A 15175-nucleotide genomic window follows, 5' to 3' on the forward strand; every position below is an offset into this window, starting at 1 on the left:
GGGGCACCCGACGACGTGTGCCCCCACCCCTCAGCAAGGAGTTCCCGTGGCCATCTCGGTCTTCGACCTGTTCTCGATCGGCATCGGCCCGTCGAGCTCGCACACGGTCGGCCCGATGCGTGCGGCCCGCATCTTCGCCCACCGACTGCGCAACGAGGGCCTGCTGCCCGCCGTCGCCTCGGTCCGCTCGGAGCTCTACGGCTCCCTGGGCGCGACCGGTCATGGTCACGGCACCCCGAAGGCGGTGCTGCTGGGACTTGAGGGAGCCTCCCCCCGCACGGTCGACGTAGAGGGGGCGGACGACCGGGTCGCGGCGATCAAGGACACGGGGCTGCTGAACCTGCTCGGCGAGCACGAGATCCCGTTCTCCTTCGACGACGACCTGGTCCTGCACCGCCGCAAGGCCCTGCCGTACCACGCCAACGGCATGACGCTGTGGGCGTACGACGCGGCCGGTGCCGAGCTGCTGTCGAAGACGTACTACTCGGTCGGCGGCGGCTTCGTCGTCGACGAGGACGCGGTCGGCGAGGACCGGATCAAGCTGGACGACACGGTCCTGAAGTACCCCTTCCGCACGGGCGACGAGCTGCTGCGTCTGACGAAGGAGACGGGCCTGTCGATCTCCGCGCTGATGCTGGAGAACGAGCGCGCCTGGCGCACCGAGGACGAGATCCGCGCCGGTCTGCTGGAGATCTGGCAGGTCATGCGGGCCTGCGTCTCGCGGGGCATGTCGCGCGAGGGCATCCTGCCGGGCGGCCTGCGGGTCAAGCGCCGCGCCGCCGTCACGGCCCGCCAACTGCGCGCGGAGGGCGACCCGTTGGCGCACGCGATGGAGTGGATCACGCTCTACGCGATGGCGGTGAACGAGGAGAACGCCGCGGGCGGCCGTGTCGTGACCGCCCCGACGAACGGCGCGGCGGGCATCATCCCGGCGGTCCTGCACTACTACATCAACTTCGTGCCCGGCGCCGACGAGGACGGCGTGGTCCGCTTCCTGCTGGCCGCCGGCGCGATCGGCATGCTCTTCAAGGAGAACGCCTCCATCTCCGGCGCCGAGGTCGGCTGCCAGGGCGAGGTGGGCTCGGCCTGCTCGATGGCGGCGGGCGCGCTGGCCGAGGTCCTCGGCGGCTCCCCCGAGCAGGTGGAGAACGCGGCCGAGATCGGCATGGAGCACAACCTGGGTCTGACGTGCGACCCCGTCGGCGGGCTCGTGCAGATCCCCTGCATCGAGCGCAACGGCATGGCCGCGGTGAAGGCGGTCACGGCGGCGCGGATGGCGATGCGCGGGGACGGCTCGCACAAGGTGTCCCTCGACAAGGTCATCAAGACCATGAAGGAGACCGGCGCGGACATGTCGGTGAAGTACAAGGAGACCGCGCGCGGCGGGCTCGCGGTGAACATCATCGAGTGCTGAGGGGCGCCGGGTTCACCGGCTCACCAGGGTGGCCAGCAGGGCCAGGAGGGTCGCCACCACCCCCAGGAACGCCGCGCCGGCCCGGCTGAGCGCGCCCGGCACGCCGGCACCGTCCAGCCGGGCCAGCGCCCCGGCGACGCAGGCCACCAGGAAGGCGACCACGAACACGGTCACCAGCACCAGCGCCACCAGCGTGTCCCTCGTCGTCAGCGTCACCGCGCGACCCCTCTTCTCACCGACCGTCCGACCCGGCTGACCCGGGCCGCCGGGTCACCTTCGCCGTTTCGATGTTCGGCGCGGTACGGACGGTCCAAGATGAACGTCTGCGAACGCTGCGGACGGAGATCTCGGTTGACCAAAGAGGAGGCGCTGGACCGGCTGTGCACCCTCCTGCGGGACACCCGGGCCAGGCGCCGGATGACCCTGATATCGGTGGCCCTGCGCTCCGGGCTCGGCCGGACCACGGTTAGCCAGGCGTTCAACGGCCGTACCGTCCCCAGCGAGGGCACCCTGGTCGCGCTCGCGGAGGCGCTCGGGCTCGACCCCGACGAGTTGCTGCGGCTGCGGCGCATGTGCCTCGGCCCGGTGAAGACGGCCCACACCGAGGGGCTCTCCCCGCAGGACATCGCCTTCGAGGCCCGCTACCGGAAGTACCTCAAGCAGCGCCACAGCAGCCTCACCGTGGTGGGCCTGGATCTGCGCGGTCCGGCTCAGGCCCGATGGCCCCTGGACGCCGCCTACTTGAGCCTGGAACTCGCCGAACGGGACGTCGGCTGGCACTTCGACGGCTTCGGCACCGCCCAGCAGCGGATCGAGCGGGCGGAACTCGCCCTGTCGGGTGCCCGGCGGACCCTGATCCGGGGCCTGGCCGGCAGCGGCAAGACGACGTTGCTCCAGTGGCTGGCCTGCACCACCGCCACCGGGCAACTCCCCGAGCCTCTGGCGGAGTTGCACTCCGCCATCGCGTTCGTGCTGCCGTTGCGCACCCTGGGGCGGCGTGGTGACCTGCCCGCGCCCGGGGAGTATCTGACGGCCGTCGGATGCCCGTTCCACGCCGCTCAGCCGGAGGGCTGGGCGGACCGGGTGCTGTCCTCGGGGCGCGGGCTGATCCTCGTGGACGGCCTGGACGAGGTGCCGAAGGCCATGCGGGAACGCACCGGGCAGTGGCTGCGGGGCCTGGTCGCGGCGTACGGGCGCTCCCGGATCGTCGTCACCACCCGCCCCAACGCGGTGCCCGACGCGTGGCTCGGGGACGCGCAGTTCCGCGAACTGACGGTCCGCCCGATGAGCCGTACCGATGTCGGTGTCTTCGTCTCCCGCTGGCACGCCGCCGCCAAGGCGGACGCCTCCACCACCGAGGTCCGGGCTCATCTGGACACGCTGGAGACGATGTTGCGGGACAAGGTGCGGGCCAAGCGGGATCTGGCGCTGCTCACCACGACACCGCTGCTGTGCGCCCTGGTGTGCGCGCTGCACCGGGACCGTCGCGGGCAACTCCCGCACGACAGGATGGAGTTGTACGCGGCGGCGTTGTCGATGCTGCTGATCCGGCGGGACCAGGAGCGCGAGGTGATCGCGCCCGAGGGGATCGAGCTGAGCGAGCGGCAGAGCATCCAGCTGCTCCAGAAGCTCGCCTACTGGCTCGTCCGCAACGGGCAGACCGAACTGGCCCGCACGACCGCCGAGTCACTGATCGCCGAAGCCCTCCCCCTCATGCCGTCGGTGCGCGAGCAGGGGGACGCGTCGGCCATCCTGAACCATCTGCTGGGCCGCACGGGTCTGTTGCGCGCGCCCACGCTGGACACGGTGGACTTCGTGCACCGCACCTTCCAGGACTATCTGGGCGCCAAGGCCGCCGTGGAGGCCAAGGACCTCCCGATGCTGGCCAACAACGCGCACGACGAGCAGTGGGAGGACGTCATCCGCATGGCGGTCGCGCACGCGCGGCCCGACGAACGGGCGGACCTGCTGAACCGGATCATGGACCGCTCGGACTCCGCGACCCGGTTCGGCACCCGGCTGACGCTGCTGGCCCTGGCCTGCCTCCAGCACGCGACCGAGTTGTCGGTGTCCGTGCGCACCGAGATCGAGGCCCGGGCCGACGACCACATCCCGCCGCGGTCCCTGCCCGAGGCGGACGCCCTCGCGCAGGTGGGTCCGGTCGTCCTCGACCTGCTGCCGGAGCCGGCCGCACTGGCCGAGGACGAACGGGAGCCGGCGATCTGGGCGGCGCAGCAGATCGGCGGCGACGCGGCACTCGCCTACCTGAAGGGGTTCGGCGCGCTCCCCGCGACCGCTGTCGGGCACCGGCTGGCCCTGAACTGGGCCCGCTTCGACCCGCACGAGTACGTGTCCGAGATCCTCCGGCCGCTCGCGGAGCCCTGTGAGCTGATCCAGGTCGACGACAGTCGTCAGGTGGAGGCGCTGGACGCCCTGGAGGTCACGGGGGTCCACTTCCGGGGTGCCCACAGCCGTGACGAGCTCGCCCGGTTCACGCATGCCCCGAAGCTCACCTCCCTCGTACTGGGCGGCGGTACGGCGATCACCGACTTCGGCTGGCTGTCGCGGTACGCGGGCCTGGAGGAGCTGACCCTCTACGGCCTGCCCCACATCACGCACCTCAACGGCCTCCAGGGCACCGGGGTGACCCACCTGGGCATCGAGGACATGTCGCCCCGGCTGGACTTCGGCGCGCTCGCCTGGCTGACCTCGCTGCGCAGCCTGTCGCTGAACACCGCGATCCCCTACCTCGACCTGGCCGGGCTGCTCGGCCATCACGGACTGCGCTCCCTCACCCTCGGCGGCCGGCTCGCGACGGAGGAGCCGATGAGCGGGCTCTCCCGCTGGTCGCAGCTGGAGCACCTCGGGCTGCCGGCCTCGTGGTTCCTGGCCGCGCTGGGCGAGGTGGCGAGCCTGCCGAGGCTGACGGAACTCCAGCTGAACCACGTGGACCTGCACGACCGGGACCTGGCCGACGCACGGAGCCTGGACCGTGTCACCCAGGCGTTCCTGACCCGGGTGACCGGCACCACGCTGGGGCCCGTCGGCCGGCTCCTGCCCGGTGTGCGCTCGCTCACCGTCAGCGCCGGAAGCCACGGCCAGGTGCTGGACGTGACGGCACTCGCCGACCACCCCGCCCTGCGCGTGCTCACCCTCACCGACTTCGCCCGTGTCGTCGGCGCCGAGGCGCTCTCGGACCGCGTGCTGCGGATCCGCCCGCGCTCGCGTCCCGCCCGGGCGCCGCGGGGACCGAGCCGTGCACCCTCCGCCCGGCGGCCCGAGGCCTAGGGTATGGGTGCTGCAACTCCTGTACCCCCACCGGCACTTCAGGGAGTCCCCATGCTGCGCGGCATCGACGTGAGCTCCTTCCAGCCCTCCTCCTACGACACCGACGGCCTGTCCTTCGTCTTCATCAAGGCGACGGAGGGCCGCACCTACACCAACCCCAGGCTGGCGGCCCAGACGAGGACGGCCCGTGACGCCGGTCTGGTCGTCGGCTTCTACCACTTCCTCTGGCCGGGCAACCTCACCGCCCAGGCGGAGTACTTCGTGGGCAAGGCCCCGGAGCGGGCGGGCGACATCCTCGCGGTGGACTGGGAGACGACCGGGGAGGGAACCCACGCGAGCAACGCCGAGAAGGACAGCTTCATACGCAAGGTGAAGGCGCTGCGCCCGAACCACCGGGTCCTGCTCTACTGCAACCGCAACTACTGGCTGGACATCGACAGGACGTCGTACGCCGGGGACGGTCTCTGGATCGCCGACTACGTGACGGCGGGCAAGCCCCGCATCAAGGCGGCGTGGCGCTTCCACCAGTACACGGACGACCCGGTGGACAAGGACGTGGCCGACTTCGCGAGCAGGGCCGCGCTGCGCGACTGGGCCGGGGGCAGCTGACCTCGCCCTCCTCGTCGTAAGCTCCGACCTGCGGCGCAGCAGCGGCCGCGTCGCAGAGGGGAGCTTCGTCATGGGTGGGTCGGTCGCCGCGGTCAGCAGCAGTGGGACGTACTCGTTCACCAAGCCGAACCGGGAGAGCATCACCCTGCTCGTCGGCCTCGGGGTGGAGGGGGACATACACGCCGGGCAGACGGTGAAGCATCGGTTCCGGATGCGGAAGGACCCTTCGCAGCCGAATCTGCGGCAGGTGCACCTCATCCACGAGGAGTTGTTCGAGGAGGTGCGTCAGGCCGGGTTCGAGGTCGGTGCCGGTGAGCTCGGGGAGAACGTCACCACGCGCGGGATCGATCTGCTGGGGCTGCCCGCCGGGACGCGGCTGCGCCTCGGCGAGCGGGCCGTGGTCGAGGTGACCGGGCTGCGGAACCCGTGTGCGCAGATCGACGGCTTCCAGAAGGGGCTGATGAAGCAGGTGGTCGGGCGGGACGCCGACGGCACGCCACGGTTCAGGTCCGGGATCATGAGCGTCGTCGTCGAGGGCGGCGTCGTGCGGCCCGGGGACGCCGTCGAGGTGGAGCTGCCCGACGGGCCGCACGTGCCGCTCGAGATCGTCTGACCTCGGGCGGGTCTCAGGCGCGGAACTCCGGTGTGCGCTCGGGGCTCGCCTGCGCCAGTGCCTTCGTGACCGCCTCGACGCCGTCCCGCAGCCCGTACACCGGTGTGTTCGGCTGCTGGCGCCAGGACTCGTCGAGGCCGCCCGCGTCGACGGTGTCGAAGCCGAGTTCGTCGATGAGGGCGCGGACCTTCGCCTTGGCGGCCTCGTCGTCGCCCGCGACCGGGAGCGCCTGGCGGTCGGGGGCACCGGCCGGGCGGTGCCGGTCCAGGATGTCCTGGGCGTAGGTGCCGTTGAAGGCCTTGATCACGGGGTGGCCGAGCCGGTGTTCGGTCCAGCGGCTCTCCGTGACCCCCTCGTCCTCGATCTCGTCGATCCGGCCGTCCCGCGTCGGGTAGTAGTTGCCGGTGTCGATCACCGCCGCGCCCTCGGCCGCCCCGTCGAGCACCCCCTTGGGCAGGTCCGGGATCGCCTTCAGCGGGATCGTGACGACGACCACCTCGGCGCCGCGCGCCGCCTCCTCGACCGGTACGGGCGTCGCGCCCGTCTCCCGCGCCAGCTCGGTGAGGGTGTGCGGGCCGCGTGAGTTGGCCACGGACACCTCGTGACCGAGTGCGGTGAGCCGCCGCGTGAGGTTGCCGCCGATGTTTCCCGCGCCGATGATGCCGATCTTCATGACAGGCCCTTCAGGTCGATGCATGTGCATACGTCTGAGGGTCACAACCGGGGCGCGCCGACGAATATTCCGGTCCACGGGTCCCGCACCGCGCCGGAGCCCGCGCCCCACCCGCCGGGCAGGACGAAGGGGGCGCCCCGGCCGAAACCCGGGCGCCCCCTTTCCGCGTACGTCACTTGCTGAGGTACGCCCAGAACTCCTCGAAGGACAGGACCTTGTCACCGTTCAGGTCACGGGTCTTGATGATGACCTCGGCGACCGAGTCGGTGACGTTCCAGTCGCCGGCCTGGGCCAGGGCGGTCTTGAACTCGGCAGCGGTGATGAACCCGTCACCGTCCGTATCGATCCGCTCGAACTCCTTGCGCGCTTCCTCGATGTTCGCCACCGGTCCGCCCCTTTTTCTCGTTCCTTGCCGTCTTGCTGACGGAGGTCAGATTAACCGGCGGCCCGAGCGCGCAGCGCGGCGACCACCCAGGCGAACTCCTCGGCGTACGAGGCCTGGGGTTCGAGGCCCTTCACCAGGGCCCACAGCTCCCGGTACCTGGCCACCCGCGGATGGCAGGCGGCCGTCACCCGGTCCCGTACGGCGGCCGGGTCGGCGTCGCCCAGCAGCCCTCGCAGCACCCGCGCGGCCTCCGGCGTCCCGGGGCCGACACCCCGCTCCCGCGCGTCGGCGGCGAGCCGGACCAGGCGGCTCATGAACCACAGCGAGGTGCCCGCGGGGGCGTCCGGGCCGCGGTCCGCCGCGTTGAACTCGAGCATCCCGCGCATGAGCGCGCGGAACCCCGGGTCCTGGATCATCTCGGCCATCTCGACCCAGGCGTCCACCTGCTCGGGCGTGGGATCGTCGGGCAGGTCCGCCGGGGCGAAGCGCAGCCGGGTCCGGAGGTCGGGGTCGGCGGTGTCCAGCCCGTGGAAGATCTCGGTCATGAAGTCGTCGACGATCCGCCCGCGTTCGGCCGCCGACAGCCGTGCCAGTCTGTTCATCAGGGTCATCTCCTGTGCGCTCGAGCCGCGTCGCGCGACGGTCGACAGCACCGCCCGGGTCAGCCGCAGCGACCGGATCTGCGCGTCCAGCGCCACCACGTGCGCCGCCGCGACCTCCGCCACGGTCCGCTCCCCGTCCAGCACCCTGCGCACGTCCCGCAGTCCGAGCCCCAGCTCGCGCAGCGTGCGGATCAGTTCCAGGCGGGCGGCGGACCGCGCGTCGTAGAGCCGGTAGCCGCCCGTGGAGCGGGCCACCGGCGCGAGGACGCCCTCGTCGGACCAGTAGCGGATGGTGCGCACGGTCAGTCCGGTGGTCCGGCCCAGCTCGCCGATGGTGAGAAGTCCGGTGCCGTCGTCGATCATGTCTGCGAGTCTGGGCCTTCCAGTGGGTGGAGACTCAAGGAGCACAGAGGTGGAGACCCTCCGGGACATTCTCGACGCGGCCGCCCGTGGCGTCTTCCCGCCGGCCGACGGCGGCACCACCGTCGTACGCCCGCACGCGCACCGGGACGCCGGCGTCATCGCGTTCACCGCGCACTCCGTGGTCTTCACGGACGAGGACCCGGACTGGGTGCGCGCGACCCTGCGTGGCCTCGACTGCGATCCGCTCGCCGCTGCGATGAACCCGCTGTTCCTCGCCGCGCTGATGCGGCGGACGGGCCGCAGGACCGAGACGATCGACGCGCTGCTGGTCGCCACCCCGCTGCCGGGCGAGCCGCCGCTCGCTCTGGAGGAGATCGAGGACGCCGGCCACGCGCGCGTGGCGTACGCGCGCGGGCGCCGGGACGGCGTACGGGCCTGGACCACCGACGGCGGGGTGCTGGTGACCGGGCGCGGGGTCGGTGGGCGGCTGGAGGTCTCGGTCGAGGTGGACGACGGCGTACGGCACCGGGGGCTGGGGCGGGAGCTGGTGACCGCCGCCCGGCATCTCGTCCAGGAACCGCTGTGGGCCCAGATCGCCCCGGGGAACGCCCGCAGCACGCGGGCGTTCCAGGCCGCCGGCTACCGTCCGGTGGGCGCGGAGGCACTGCTGCTCAGTGCCGAATCAGGCGGTGCGGGTGGCTCCGGCAGCCGCTCGTGACGCCGGTCAGCGGAAGATGCCGGTGTGGCCCAGCGAGTACCGCCCGGGCTGGGGGTAGACCGCGAGTCCGTGCGGGCCCCTGCCCACCGGGATCCGGGCCAGCTGGACGCCGGTGCGGGTGTCGATGGCGTACACCTCGGCGTCGTAACGCCCCGACAGCCACAGCACCTTGCCGTCCGCCGAGACGCCGCCCATGTCGGGGCTGCCGCCGTCGGGCAGGCGCCACTTCTTGGTGAGCTTGTCCTGGGTGAAGTCGAAGACGGAGACGGTGCCCTCGCCGCGGTTGGAGACGTACATCTCCCGCGAGTCGCGGCTGACGTAGAGGCCGTGGGTGCCCTTGCCGGTGGGCAGGAGCTTCGGCTTGCCGAACGTGTCGCCGTCGAGGACCCACATGCCGTCGGCCATCATGTCGGCGACGTAGAACCGCTTGCCGTCGGGCGAGATCTTCACGTCCTGCGGCATGGCCCCGTTGAAGGGGAGCTTCTGCTGGCCGACGACCTTCATCTTCTCGGTGTCGACCTTCAGCAGTTCGCCGCTGAACTCGCAGGAGACGATGAAGTACCGGCCGTCCAGCGAGAAGTCGGCGTGGTTGACGCCGTAGCAGCTGACCGGGACGGTCTTCTTGCGGTCCATGGTGTGCGGGTCGCGGAAGACGAGTTCGCGGTCGAGGGAGGCCATCACGACGGCGTACTTGCCGTTGGGCGTGAAGTAGAGGTTGTACGGGTCGTGCACCTCGACCGGCTTACCCGCCTTCCCGGTCCTCGGGTCGACGGGTGTGAGGGTGTGGCCGCGGTTGTTGTTGACCCAGAGGGTCTTCATGTCCCAGGAGGGCACGACGTGTTGGGGCTGCCGCCCGACCTTGATCGTCTCGATGATCTCGTACGTCTTCGGGTCGATCACGGAGACCGTGTCGGACTCGGTGTTGGGGACGTAGACCCGGGACGGGAAGTCCTTGACCACCGGGGAGAGCTTGTTCGGGCGATCGGCGGCGTACACGTCCTGCGGGTCGAGGACGGGCGGCATGCCGGGCAGTCCGTGAACGGGCTTCTTCTTCGGCGGGGCGGGAACCGCGGCCCTGGTGGTGCGTTGGTCGGTGGCCTGGTCACGGGCGTCGGTGCCACAGGCGGCGAGGGCGGTGAGGACGGCACTCGCGGCCAGGACGTGCTTCACAAGGCGGTGCATCAGCTGAACAGCTCCGTGGTCGTCACCGCGGCCAGGCCGCGGCGGTCGAGTTCTTCCAGTACGGCGGGGAGGGCGGCGACCGTGTCGGCGTACCCGAAGTGCAGGCTCACCACGGACCCGGCTCTGACCTCGCGGAGGACCGTGCGGGTGACCGCGGGGGCGCCGGGCGAGGTGAAGTCGAGGGAGTCGACGTCGTACGACAGGACGTGCGGGTAGCCGGTCTCGCGGGCCAGCCGCTCCACGAGCGGGGAGGCCCGGGCGGCGCGGGAGGGCCGGAACCAGCTGCCGATCGACCCGGTGAGCCGCCGCAGCCGCTCGGCGCAGCCGGTGATCTCGGCGCGGGCGTCGGCCTCGGACATGTCGTTGACGCCGAGGTGGTGGAGGGTGTGGTTGCCGAGGTCGTGGCCGCCGTCGAGGATCCGGCGGGCCAGTTCGGGGTGGTCGTCCAGCCAGGTGCCGACGGCGAGCACGGTGAGCCGGGCGCCGGATCGTTCGGCCTCGCCGAGGAGGGCGCGGGCGGTGGCGGGGTCGCCGTTGCCGTGGAAGGTGAGGGCCACCCGCGGGCGGCTGCGGGGGCCGTGGGTGAGCTGGGCGGGGAGGCCGGGGAGGCGGCGGGGGCCGGGGGCGGGTGAGGGCTTGGCCGGTGCGCGGGAGGGGGTGGCCGGTGCGTGGGAGGGGGTGGGGTGGGTGACGGCGCCACTGGTGGCACAGCCGGTGGTGAGGACGAGCCCCGTGCTGAGGCGGAGCAGCGTCCGACGATCGGTCCTGGTCACCCGCACCATTTAAGGGGGGTTACGGGCGAAAACCCCCGATTCACCCGTTCGATGGCGCTACCGGATCAGCGGTCCGCGACCCGCATCTCGAACCAGGTCGTCTTGCCGCGCGGCAGCAGGTCCACGCCCCATCGGTCGGACAGCTTGTCCACCAGGAACAGGCCCCGGCCGCTGAGGTCCATCTCCTGCACCGGCATCAGACAGGGCAGTCCGCGGGAGGGGTCACGCACCTCGACCCGGATCCAGCCGCGGCGGCGCCGCATCCGGAGCCCGAAGACCCGGGCGCCCGTGTGCCGTACGGCGTTCCCCACGAGTTCGGAGACGAGCAGGACGGCGTCCTCGGTCATCTTCGGGGTCAGTCCCCATTGCCGCAGGACCACCACCTGGGCCAACCGGCGGGCCGTGGCCGCGGATTCGGGGCGGCTGGGGAGCGGGACCTCCGCCTCCGTGGGGTTGCCGAACAACTCCAGCACCCTGAGCGCGTGTTCGTCCTCGACCGTGGGCGACCAGCGCGCCGCGGTCGCACGGCCGTGTCCCCGCGGCTGTTCGCTGCCCTCCAGCCCCGCCATGCCCCCATCATGGCCGCACCGGCTGCCCCGCGGGGTCGTCTCCGCGGAATACGCCCCCCGGAAGCCACCGTTCCGCTGGTTCCGATCGGCATGTGCCAGAGGCAGGTCGGAGCGTGTCGCAGCCTGGCTGACCTGCAGCGGAGGCTCGGCTGGAGGCAATCGACGGCTCCCTCGACAAGGCAGGGTTAAGGTTGCCTTAAGGCTCCCATAAACCGCCCCATCGAGGGACCCGGATCAGACATCCCGTCAACAGCAAGTGCCGCAGCGGTTTTTCTCGAGCGACCCTCGAACGACCTCAGACGAACTCGGACGACCTCAGGCGACCTCAGGCGAACTCGGACGACGTCAGAGGAACTTCGCCTTGCCGGGGCCTTCCTCGACGAAGCTGCGCATACCGGTCTCGCGGTCGGCGGTGGCGAACAGGCCCGCGAACCAGTTCCGTTCCACGGCCAGTCCGGTCTCGATGTCCGTCTCCAGGCCGGTGTCGATCGACTCCTTGGCCGCCCGCAGCGCGATCGCCGGACCCTGCGCGAGCTTCGCCGCCCAGGCGTGCGCCTCGGTGTAGACGTCGGCCGCGGGGACCACCCGGTCCACCAGCCCCAGCCGCTCCGCCTCCTCGGCCTTGACCATCCGGCCGGTGAAGATGAGGTCCTTCGCCTTGGACGGGCCCACCAGCCGGGCCAGGCGCTGGGTGCCACCGGCGCCCGGGATCAGACCGAGCAGGATCTCGGGCTGGCCCAGCTTGGCGTTGTCGGCGGCGATCCGGAAGTCCGCGCACAGGGCCAGCTCGCAGCCGCCGCCCAGCGCGTAGCCGGTGACGGCCGCGACGACCGGCTTGGGGATGCGGGCCACCGCCGTGAAGGAGTCCTGGAGGGCGCGGGCGCGCAGGACCATCGCGGTGTGGTCCATGGCCTGCATCTCCTTGATGTCCGCGCCCGCCGCGAACACCTTCTCCCCGCCGTAGATCACCACGGCCCGTACGTCCTCGCGGCGCGCGGCCTCCTCGGCGAGCTCCTTGAGGCGGTCCTGGATCGCGATGTCCAGCGCGTTCATGGGCGGGCGGTCCAGGCGCAGGGTGCCGACGCCGTCGGCCACTTCGAGAGTCACGGTCATGAGGGAAGGTTAACGGCCACTAACGGCACCGGCCCCGGTGCGGTAGCTCACACCGGGGCCGTCGCCGTCGTACGGACCGCTACTTCTTCCACTCCGCCCAGGACAGGTTCCAGCCGTTGAGTCCGTTGGCCGGGTCGACCGTCGGGTCGGTGGAGTTCTTCACCGTCACCACGTCACCGACCATGGAGTGGTTGAAGAACCAGGCGGCCGGCACCGACTTGTCGTAACCGCCGCGCACATCACGCAGGCCGATGCAGCCGTGGCTGGCGTTGTAGTTGCCGAAGGCTCCGCCGCCCCAGTAGTTGCCGTGCACGAAGGTGCCGGAGTTGGTCAGGCGCATCGCGTGCGGGACGTCCTTGATGTCGTACTCGCCGTCGTAGCCGACGGTGTCGCCGTTCATCCGGGTCACCGTGAACTTCTCGCTGATGACCATCTGGCCGTTCCAGGTGGCGTAGCCGGGCTTGCCGGTGGTGACCGGGATGGTCTTGTAGAGCTTCCCGTCCCGCATGACCTTCATCGTGTGCTTCTTGGCGTCCACGACGGAGACCTGGCTGCGGCCGATGGTGAAGGAGACGGTCTTGGTCTGCTCGCCGTAGACGCCCTCGCGGCCCTCGACACCGTCCAGGTTCAGCTCGACGGTGACCTTGGTGCCGGCCTTCCAGTACTTCTCGGGGCGGAAGTCCAGCCGGTCGTTGCCGAACCAGTGGCCCTCGACCTCGACGGCCGGCTCGGTCTTGACGGTGATGGCCTTCTCGACGTCCTCGGGGCTGGTGATGCCCCGGGTGAAACGGACGGAGAACGGCATGCCCACGCCGACGGTCGAGCCGTCCTCGGGCGTGAAGGTGCCGACGAAGGTGTTCTTCGGCGTGAGCGTGGTGAAGCTGGAGTCCTCGGCCGCCGTACGGCCCTCGGAGTCCTTCGCGACCGCGTGCACCGTGTACTTGGTGGCGGCGGCCAGATGGCTGGACGGCGTCCAGGAGGCGCCGTCCGCGGATATCTTGCCGGTGATCTTCTCGCCCTTGGAGTCCTTGACCTCGACCGTGGTCAGCTTGCCCTTGTCGGCGCTGACCTTCAGGGCCCCGCTGGTCCCGACGGACTTGGCGCCGTCCGCCGGCGCGATGGCCACCACGGCCACGGACTGCTTGCTCTCGGCCGAACCGCCGCCCTCGCCCTTGCCGGAGCCGGTCTCGGAACCGGAGCCCCCGTCACCTCCGCCGCACGCGGTGACGGCGGTCAGCATGACCCCCAGCAGCAGCGCCGCCATGCGCTTACGGCCACGCCCGTGTGCGTCAACCGACGCCCCCGATATCGGTCGCACGTTCAAGTCCTGTCTCCCCTCGCCGGGCCCGGTCACAGGCCCGCAACCCCCGCGCTCCCCGCGCGTCCGGTGATATTAACCGCAAGATCAGGCCCGTCGGCGGGGTGCGATTGTCACCGTTCGGTCCCAACCGTGCCCGCGCTTCGGGGCCCTGACCCGGCCCCCCACCTGGCTACTTCACCGCACTGCCCGTCTTCCAGGCCTTCCACCCCATATTCCACCCGCCGAGGCCGTTGTCAGGAGCGACCTTTTTGTCATTGCTGTGGACGACCTCGACGACGTCACCGATGAGGCTGCGGTCGAAGAACCAGCCCGCCGGGGTGTCCGAACCGCCGCCCTTGACGTCCCTGAGGCCCACGCAACCGTGGCTGACATTGACCTTGCCGGGGGCGTTCGGTGCCCAGTAGTTGCCGTGCAGGAAGGTGCCGGAGTCGGTGAGACGCATGGCGTGCGGGACGTCCGGGATGTCGTACTCGCCGCCGAAGCCGACCGTGCGGCTGTTCATGCGGGTCACCTCGAGCATCTCGGAGACGACCATCTTGCCGTTGTACGTCGTGGTCCTCGGGGCGCCCGCCGTGATCGGGACGGTCGCGAGGAGTGTGCCGTCCCGGCGGACCTGCATGGTGTGCTTCGCGGCGTCGACGAGGGAGACCTGGCTGCGGCCGACGGTGAAGGAGAACGTCTTGTACTGCAGGCCGTAGACCCCGGGCGCCCCCTCGACGTCCCGCAGCCGGAGCGCGACGGTGACCTGGGTGCCGGGCTTCCAGTAGTGCTCGGGGCGGAAGTCGAGGCGGCCCTTGCCGAACCAGTGCGGGCGGATCTCCACGGGCGGCTCGGCGCTGACGTGGACGGCGCGTTCGACCGCCGCGCGGTCCTCGATCTCCCGGTTGAACTCCAGGGAGACGATCATCCCGGTGCCGACCGTGGAACGGTTCTCGGGGGTGACGTAGCCGATGAACCGTTCGTCGGGGACGTAGGTCGTGAAGGTGGTGTGCCGTGCGGAGCGGCGGCCGTGGCCGTCCAGGGCGACCACGTCGACGGTGTACCGGGCGGCCAGCGCGAGCCGTGCCTCGTCGGGCTCCCAGCGCAGGCCGTCCTCGGAGATGTGGCCGGGCACCGGGGTGTCCTGCGCGTCCTGGGACTTGACGACCTCGACGGACTCCAGTCGTCCGCTGGGCACCCGGATCCGCAGCCGGCTGTCCTGCCGGACGCCCTTGCTGCCGTCGTCCGGCGAGACGCGGATGACGTCCTCGGGTGCGGGGGGTTTGCCGAGCCCGCCGAGATCGATCCCTCCCGGGGAGCCGGAGGTGCAGCCGGCCAGCAGTCCGGCCCATGTCAGTACGGCGGCCAGTGCGGTCCCCGCGCGCCGAACGCGCCGGTGTACGTGCCCTTGTAGGTGCCTCACGCCGGACCCAACGATCGGGCCCGCCCTGGGGAAACGTGAGTGCGACGCAAGCTCTGGGCAGAACAGTGGGGAGGACGACTGGAGGGGGTACCGCGGCCGGGATGCCGTACGCCCTTGTGCCGGTCGTTCCGCGAGCCGTGGGAGGCCACA

At 71.2% G+C, this 15175-nt stretch carries 15 protein-coding genes; 5 read left to right on the plus strand and 10 right to left on the minus strand.

The window, feature by feature from the left end; all coding sequences use genetic code 11:
- Positions 1-46: 46 nt before the first annotated feature.
- Positions 47-1414, plus strand: coding sequence for an L-serine ammonia-lyase (locus ACZ56U_RS12190; RefSeq protein WP_469083954.1), 1368 nt, complete (start codon positions 47-49; stop codon positions 1412-1414).
- A 12-nt stretch (positions 1415-1426) separates the two neighbouring features.
- On the opposite strand, the gene ACZ56U_RS12195 is transcribed toward ACZ56U_RS12190, so the two are convergent.
- Positions 1427-1630, minus strand: coding sequence for a hypothetical protein (locus ACZ56U_RS12195; protein WP_469083955.1), 204 nt, complete (start codon positions 1628-1630; stop codon positions 1427-1429).
- Between the two features lie 135 nt (positions 1631-1765).
- Here ACZ56U_RS12195 and ACZ56U_RS12200 point away from each other — a divergent pair, with 135 nt between their 5' ends.
- From ACZ56U_RS12200 to ACZ56U_RS12210, 3 genes are all read left to right on the plus strand, one after another.
- Positions 1766-4702 (plus strand): NACHT domain-containing protein, encoded by a 2937-nt coding sequence (locus ACZ56U_RS12200; RefSeq protein ID WP_469083956.1) that lies wholly within the window; start codon positions 1766-1768, stop codon positions 4700-4702.
- Positions 4703-4753: 51 nt separating this feature from the next.
- Entirely contained in the window at positions 4754-5311 is a 558-nt protein-coding gene (locus tag ACZ56U_RS12205; protein ID WP_469083957.1) for a glycoside hydrolase family 25 protein, read from the plus strand.
- A gap of 70 nt (positions 5312-5381) precedes the next feature.
- Positions 5382-5924, plus strand: coding sequence for an MOSC domain-containing protein (locus ACZ56U_RS12210; protein WP_469083958.1), 543 nt, complete (start codon positions 5382-5384; stop codon positions 5922-5924).
- A gap of 13 nt (positions 5925-5937) precedes the next feature.
- Here the strand turns inward: ACZ56U_RS12210 and ACZ56U_RS12215 are convergent, their stop codons facing one another.
- The 3 genes from ACZ56U_RS12215 to ACZ56U_RS12225 form a co-directional block, all read right to left on the minus strand.
- Positions 5938-6621, minus strand: coding sequence for an NADPH-dependent F420 reductase (locus ACZ56U_RS12215; RefSeq protein ID WP_469084274.1), 684 nt, complete (start codon positions 6619-6621; stop codon positions 5938-5940).
- Positions 6622-6769: 148 nt separating this feature from the next.
- On the minus strand, positions 6770-6982 hold the full coding sequence (locus ACZ56U_RS12220; RefSeq protein ID WP_391232638.1) for an EF-hand domain-containing protein: 213 nt from the start codon (positions 6980-6982) through the stop codon (positions 6770-6772).
- 50 nt (positions 6983-7032) lie between these two features.
- Positions 7033-7947 (minus strand): MerR family transcriptional regulator, encoded by a 915-nt coding sequence (locus ACZ56U_RS12225; protein ID WP_469083959.1) that lies wholly within the window; start codon positions 7945-7947, stop codon positions 7033-7035.
- 49 nt (positions 7948-7996) lie between these two features.
- Between ACZ56U_RS12225 and ACZ56U_RS12230 the strand changes: the two genes are divergently transcribed.
- Positions 7997-8665 carry a GNAT family N-acetyltransferase gene (locus ACZ56U_RS12230; protein ID WP_469083960.1) on the plus strand — a complete coding sequence of 223 codons (669 nt, stop codon included), beginning with the start codon at positions 7997-7999 and terminating at the stop codon, positions 8663-8665.
- 6 nt (positions 8666-8671) lie between these two features.
- Here the strand turns inward: ACZ56U_RS12230 and ACZ56U_RS12235 are convergent, their stop codons facing one another.
- The 6 genes from ACZ56U_RS12235 to ACZ56U_RS12260 form a co-directional block, all read right to left on the minus strand.
- Complete coding sequence (locus tag ACZ56U_RS12235; RefSeq protein WP_469083961.1) at positions 8672-9847, minus strand: YncE family protein; 1176 nt, start codon at positions 9845-9847, stop codon at positions 8672-8674.
- On the minus strand, positions 9847-10629 hold the full coding sequence (locus ACZ56U_RS12240) for a polysaccharide deacetylase family protein (protein WP_469083962.1): 783 nt from the start codon (positions 10627-10629) through the stop codon (positions 9847-9849). Before ACZ56U_RS12240 ends, ACZ56U_RS12235 begins: the two co-directional genes overlap by 1 nt.
- Before the next feature lie 56 nt (positions 10630-10685).
- Positions 10686-11189 (minus strand): ATP-binding protein, encoded by a 504-nt coding sequence (locus tag ACZ56U_RS12245; protein ID WP_469083963.1) that lies wholly within the window; start codon positions 11187-11189, stop codon positions 10686-10688.
- A gap of 345 nt (positions 11190-11534) precedes the next feature.
- Positions 11535-12302, minus strand: coding sequence for an enoyl-CoA hydratase/isomerase family protein (locus ACZ56U_RS12250; protein ID WP_391232648.1), 768 nt, complete (start codon positions 12300-12302; stop codon positions 11535-11537).
- A gap of 79 nt (positions 12303-12381) precedes the next feature.
- On the minus strand, positions 12382-13566 hold the full coding sequence (locus ACZ56U_RS12255) for a L,D-transpeptidase (RefSeq protein ID WP_469083964.1): 1185 nt from the start codon (positions 13564-13566) through the stop codon (positions 12382-12384).
- 226 nt (positions 13567-13792) lie between these two features.
- A complete protein-coding gene (locus ACZ56U_RS12260; protein ID WP_469083965.1) occupies positions 13793-15025 on the minus strand; it encodes a L,D-transpeptidase in 1233 nt (410 codons plus the stop codon).
- Between the last annotated feature and the right edge of the window lie 150 nt (positions 15026-15175).

This window comes from Streptomyces sp. NPDC034103, from assembly GCF_055575395.1.

Bases quoted from the DNA above. Each gene is read 5' to 3' on its own strand.
- ACZ56U_RS12205 (WP_469083957.1), top strand. From the start codon at position 4,754: ATGCTGCGCGGCATCGACGTGAGCTCCTTCCAGCCCTCCTCCTACGAC.
- ACZ56U_RS12210 (WP_469083958.1), top strand. From the start codon at position 5,382: ATGGGTGGGTCGGTCGCCGCGGTCAGCAGCAGTGGGACGTACTCGTTC.
- ACZ56U_RS12215 (WP_469084274.1), bottom strand. From the start codon at position 6,621: ATGCATCGACCTGAAGGGCCTGTCATGAAGATCGGCATCATCGGCGCG.
- ACZ56U_RS12225 (WP_469083959.1), bottom strand. From the start codon at position 7,947: ATGATCGACGACGGCACCGGACTTCTCACCATCGGCGAGCTGGGCCGG.
- ACZ56U_RS12235 (WP_469083961.1), bottom strand. From the start codon at position 9,847: ATGCACCGCCTTGTGAAGCACGTCCTGGCCGCGAGTGCCGTCCTCACC.
- ACZ56U_RS12240 (WP_469083962.1), bottom strand. From the start codon at position 10,629: ATGGTGCGGGTGACCAGGACCGATCGTCGGACGCTGCTCCGCCTCAGC.
- ACZ56U_RS12245 (WP_469083963.1), bottom strand. From the start codon at position 11,189: ATGGCGGGGCTGGAGGGCAGCGAACAGCCGCGGGGACACGGCCGTGCG.
- ACZ56U_RS12250 (WP_391232648.1), bottom strand. From the start codon at position 12,302: ATGACCGTGACTCTCGAAGTGGCCGACGGCGTCGGCACCCTGCGCCTG.
- ACZ56U_RS12255 (WP_469083964.1), bottom strand. From the start codon at position 13,566: ATGGCGGCGCTGCTGCTGGGGGTCATGCTGACCGCCGTCACCGCGTGC.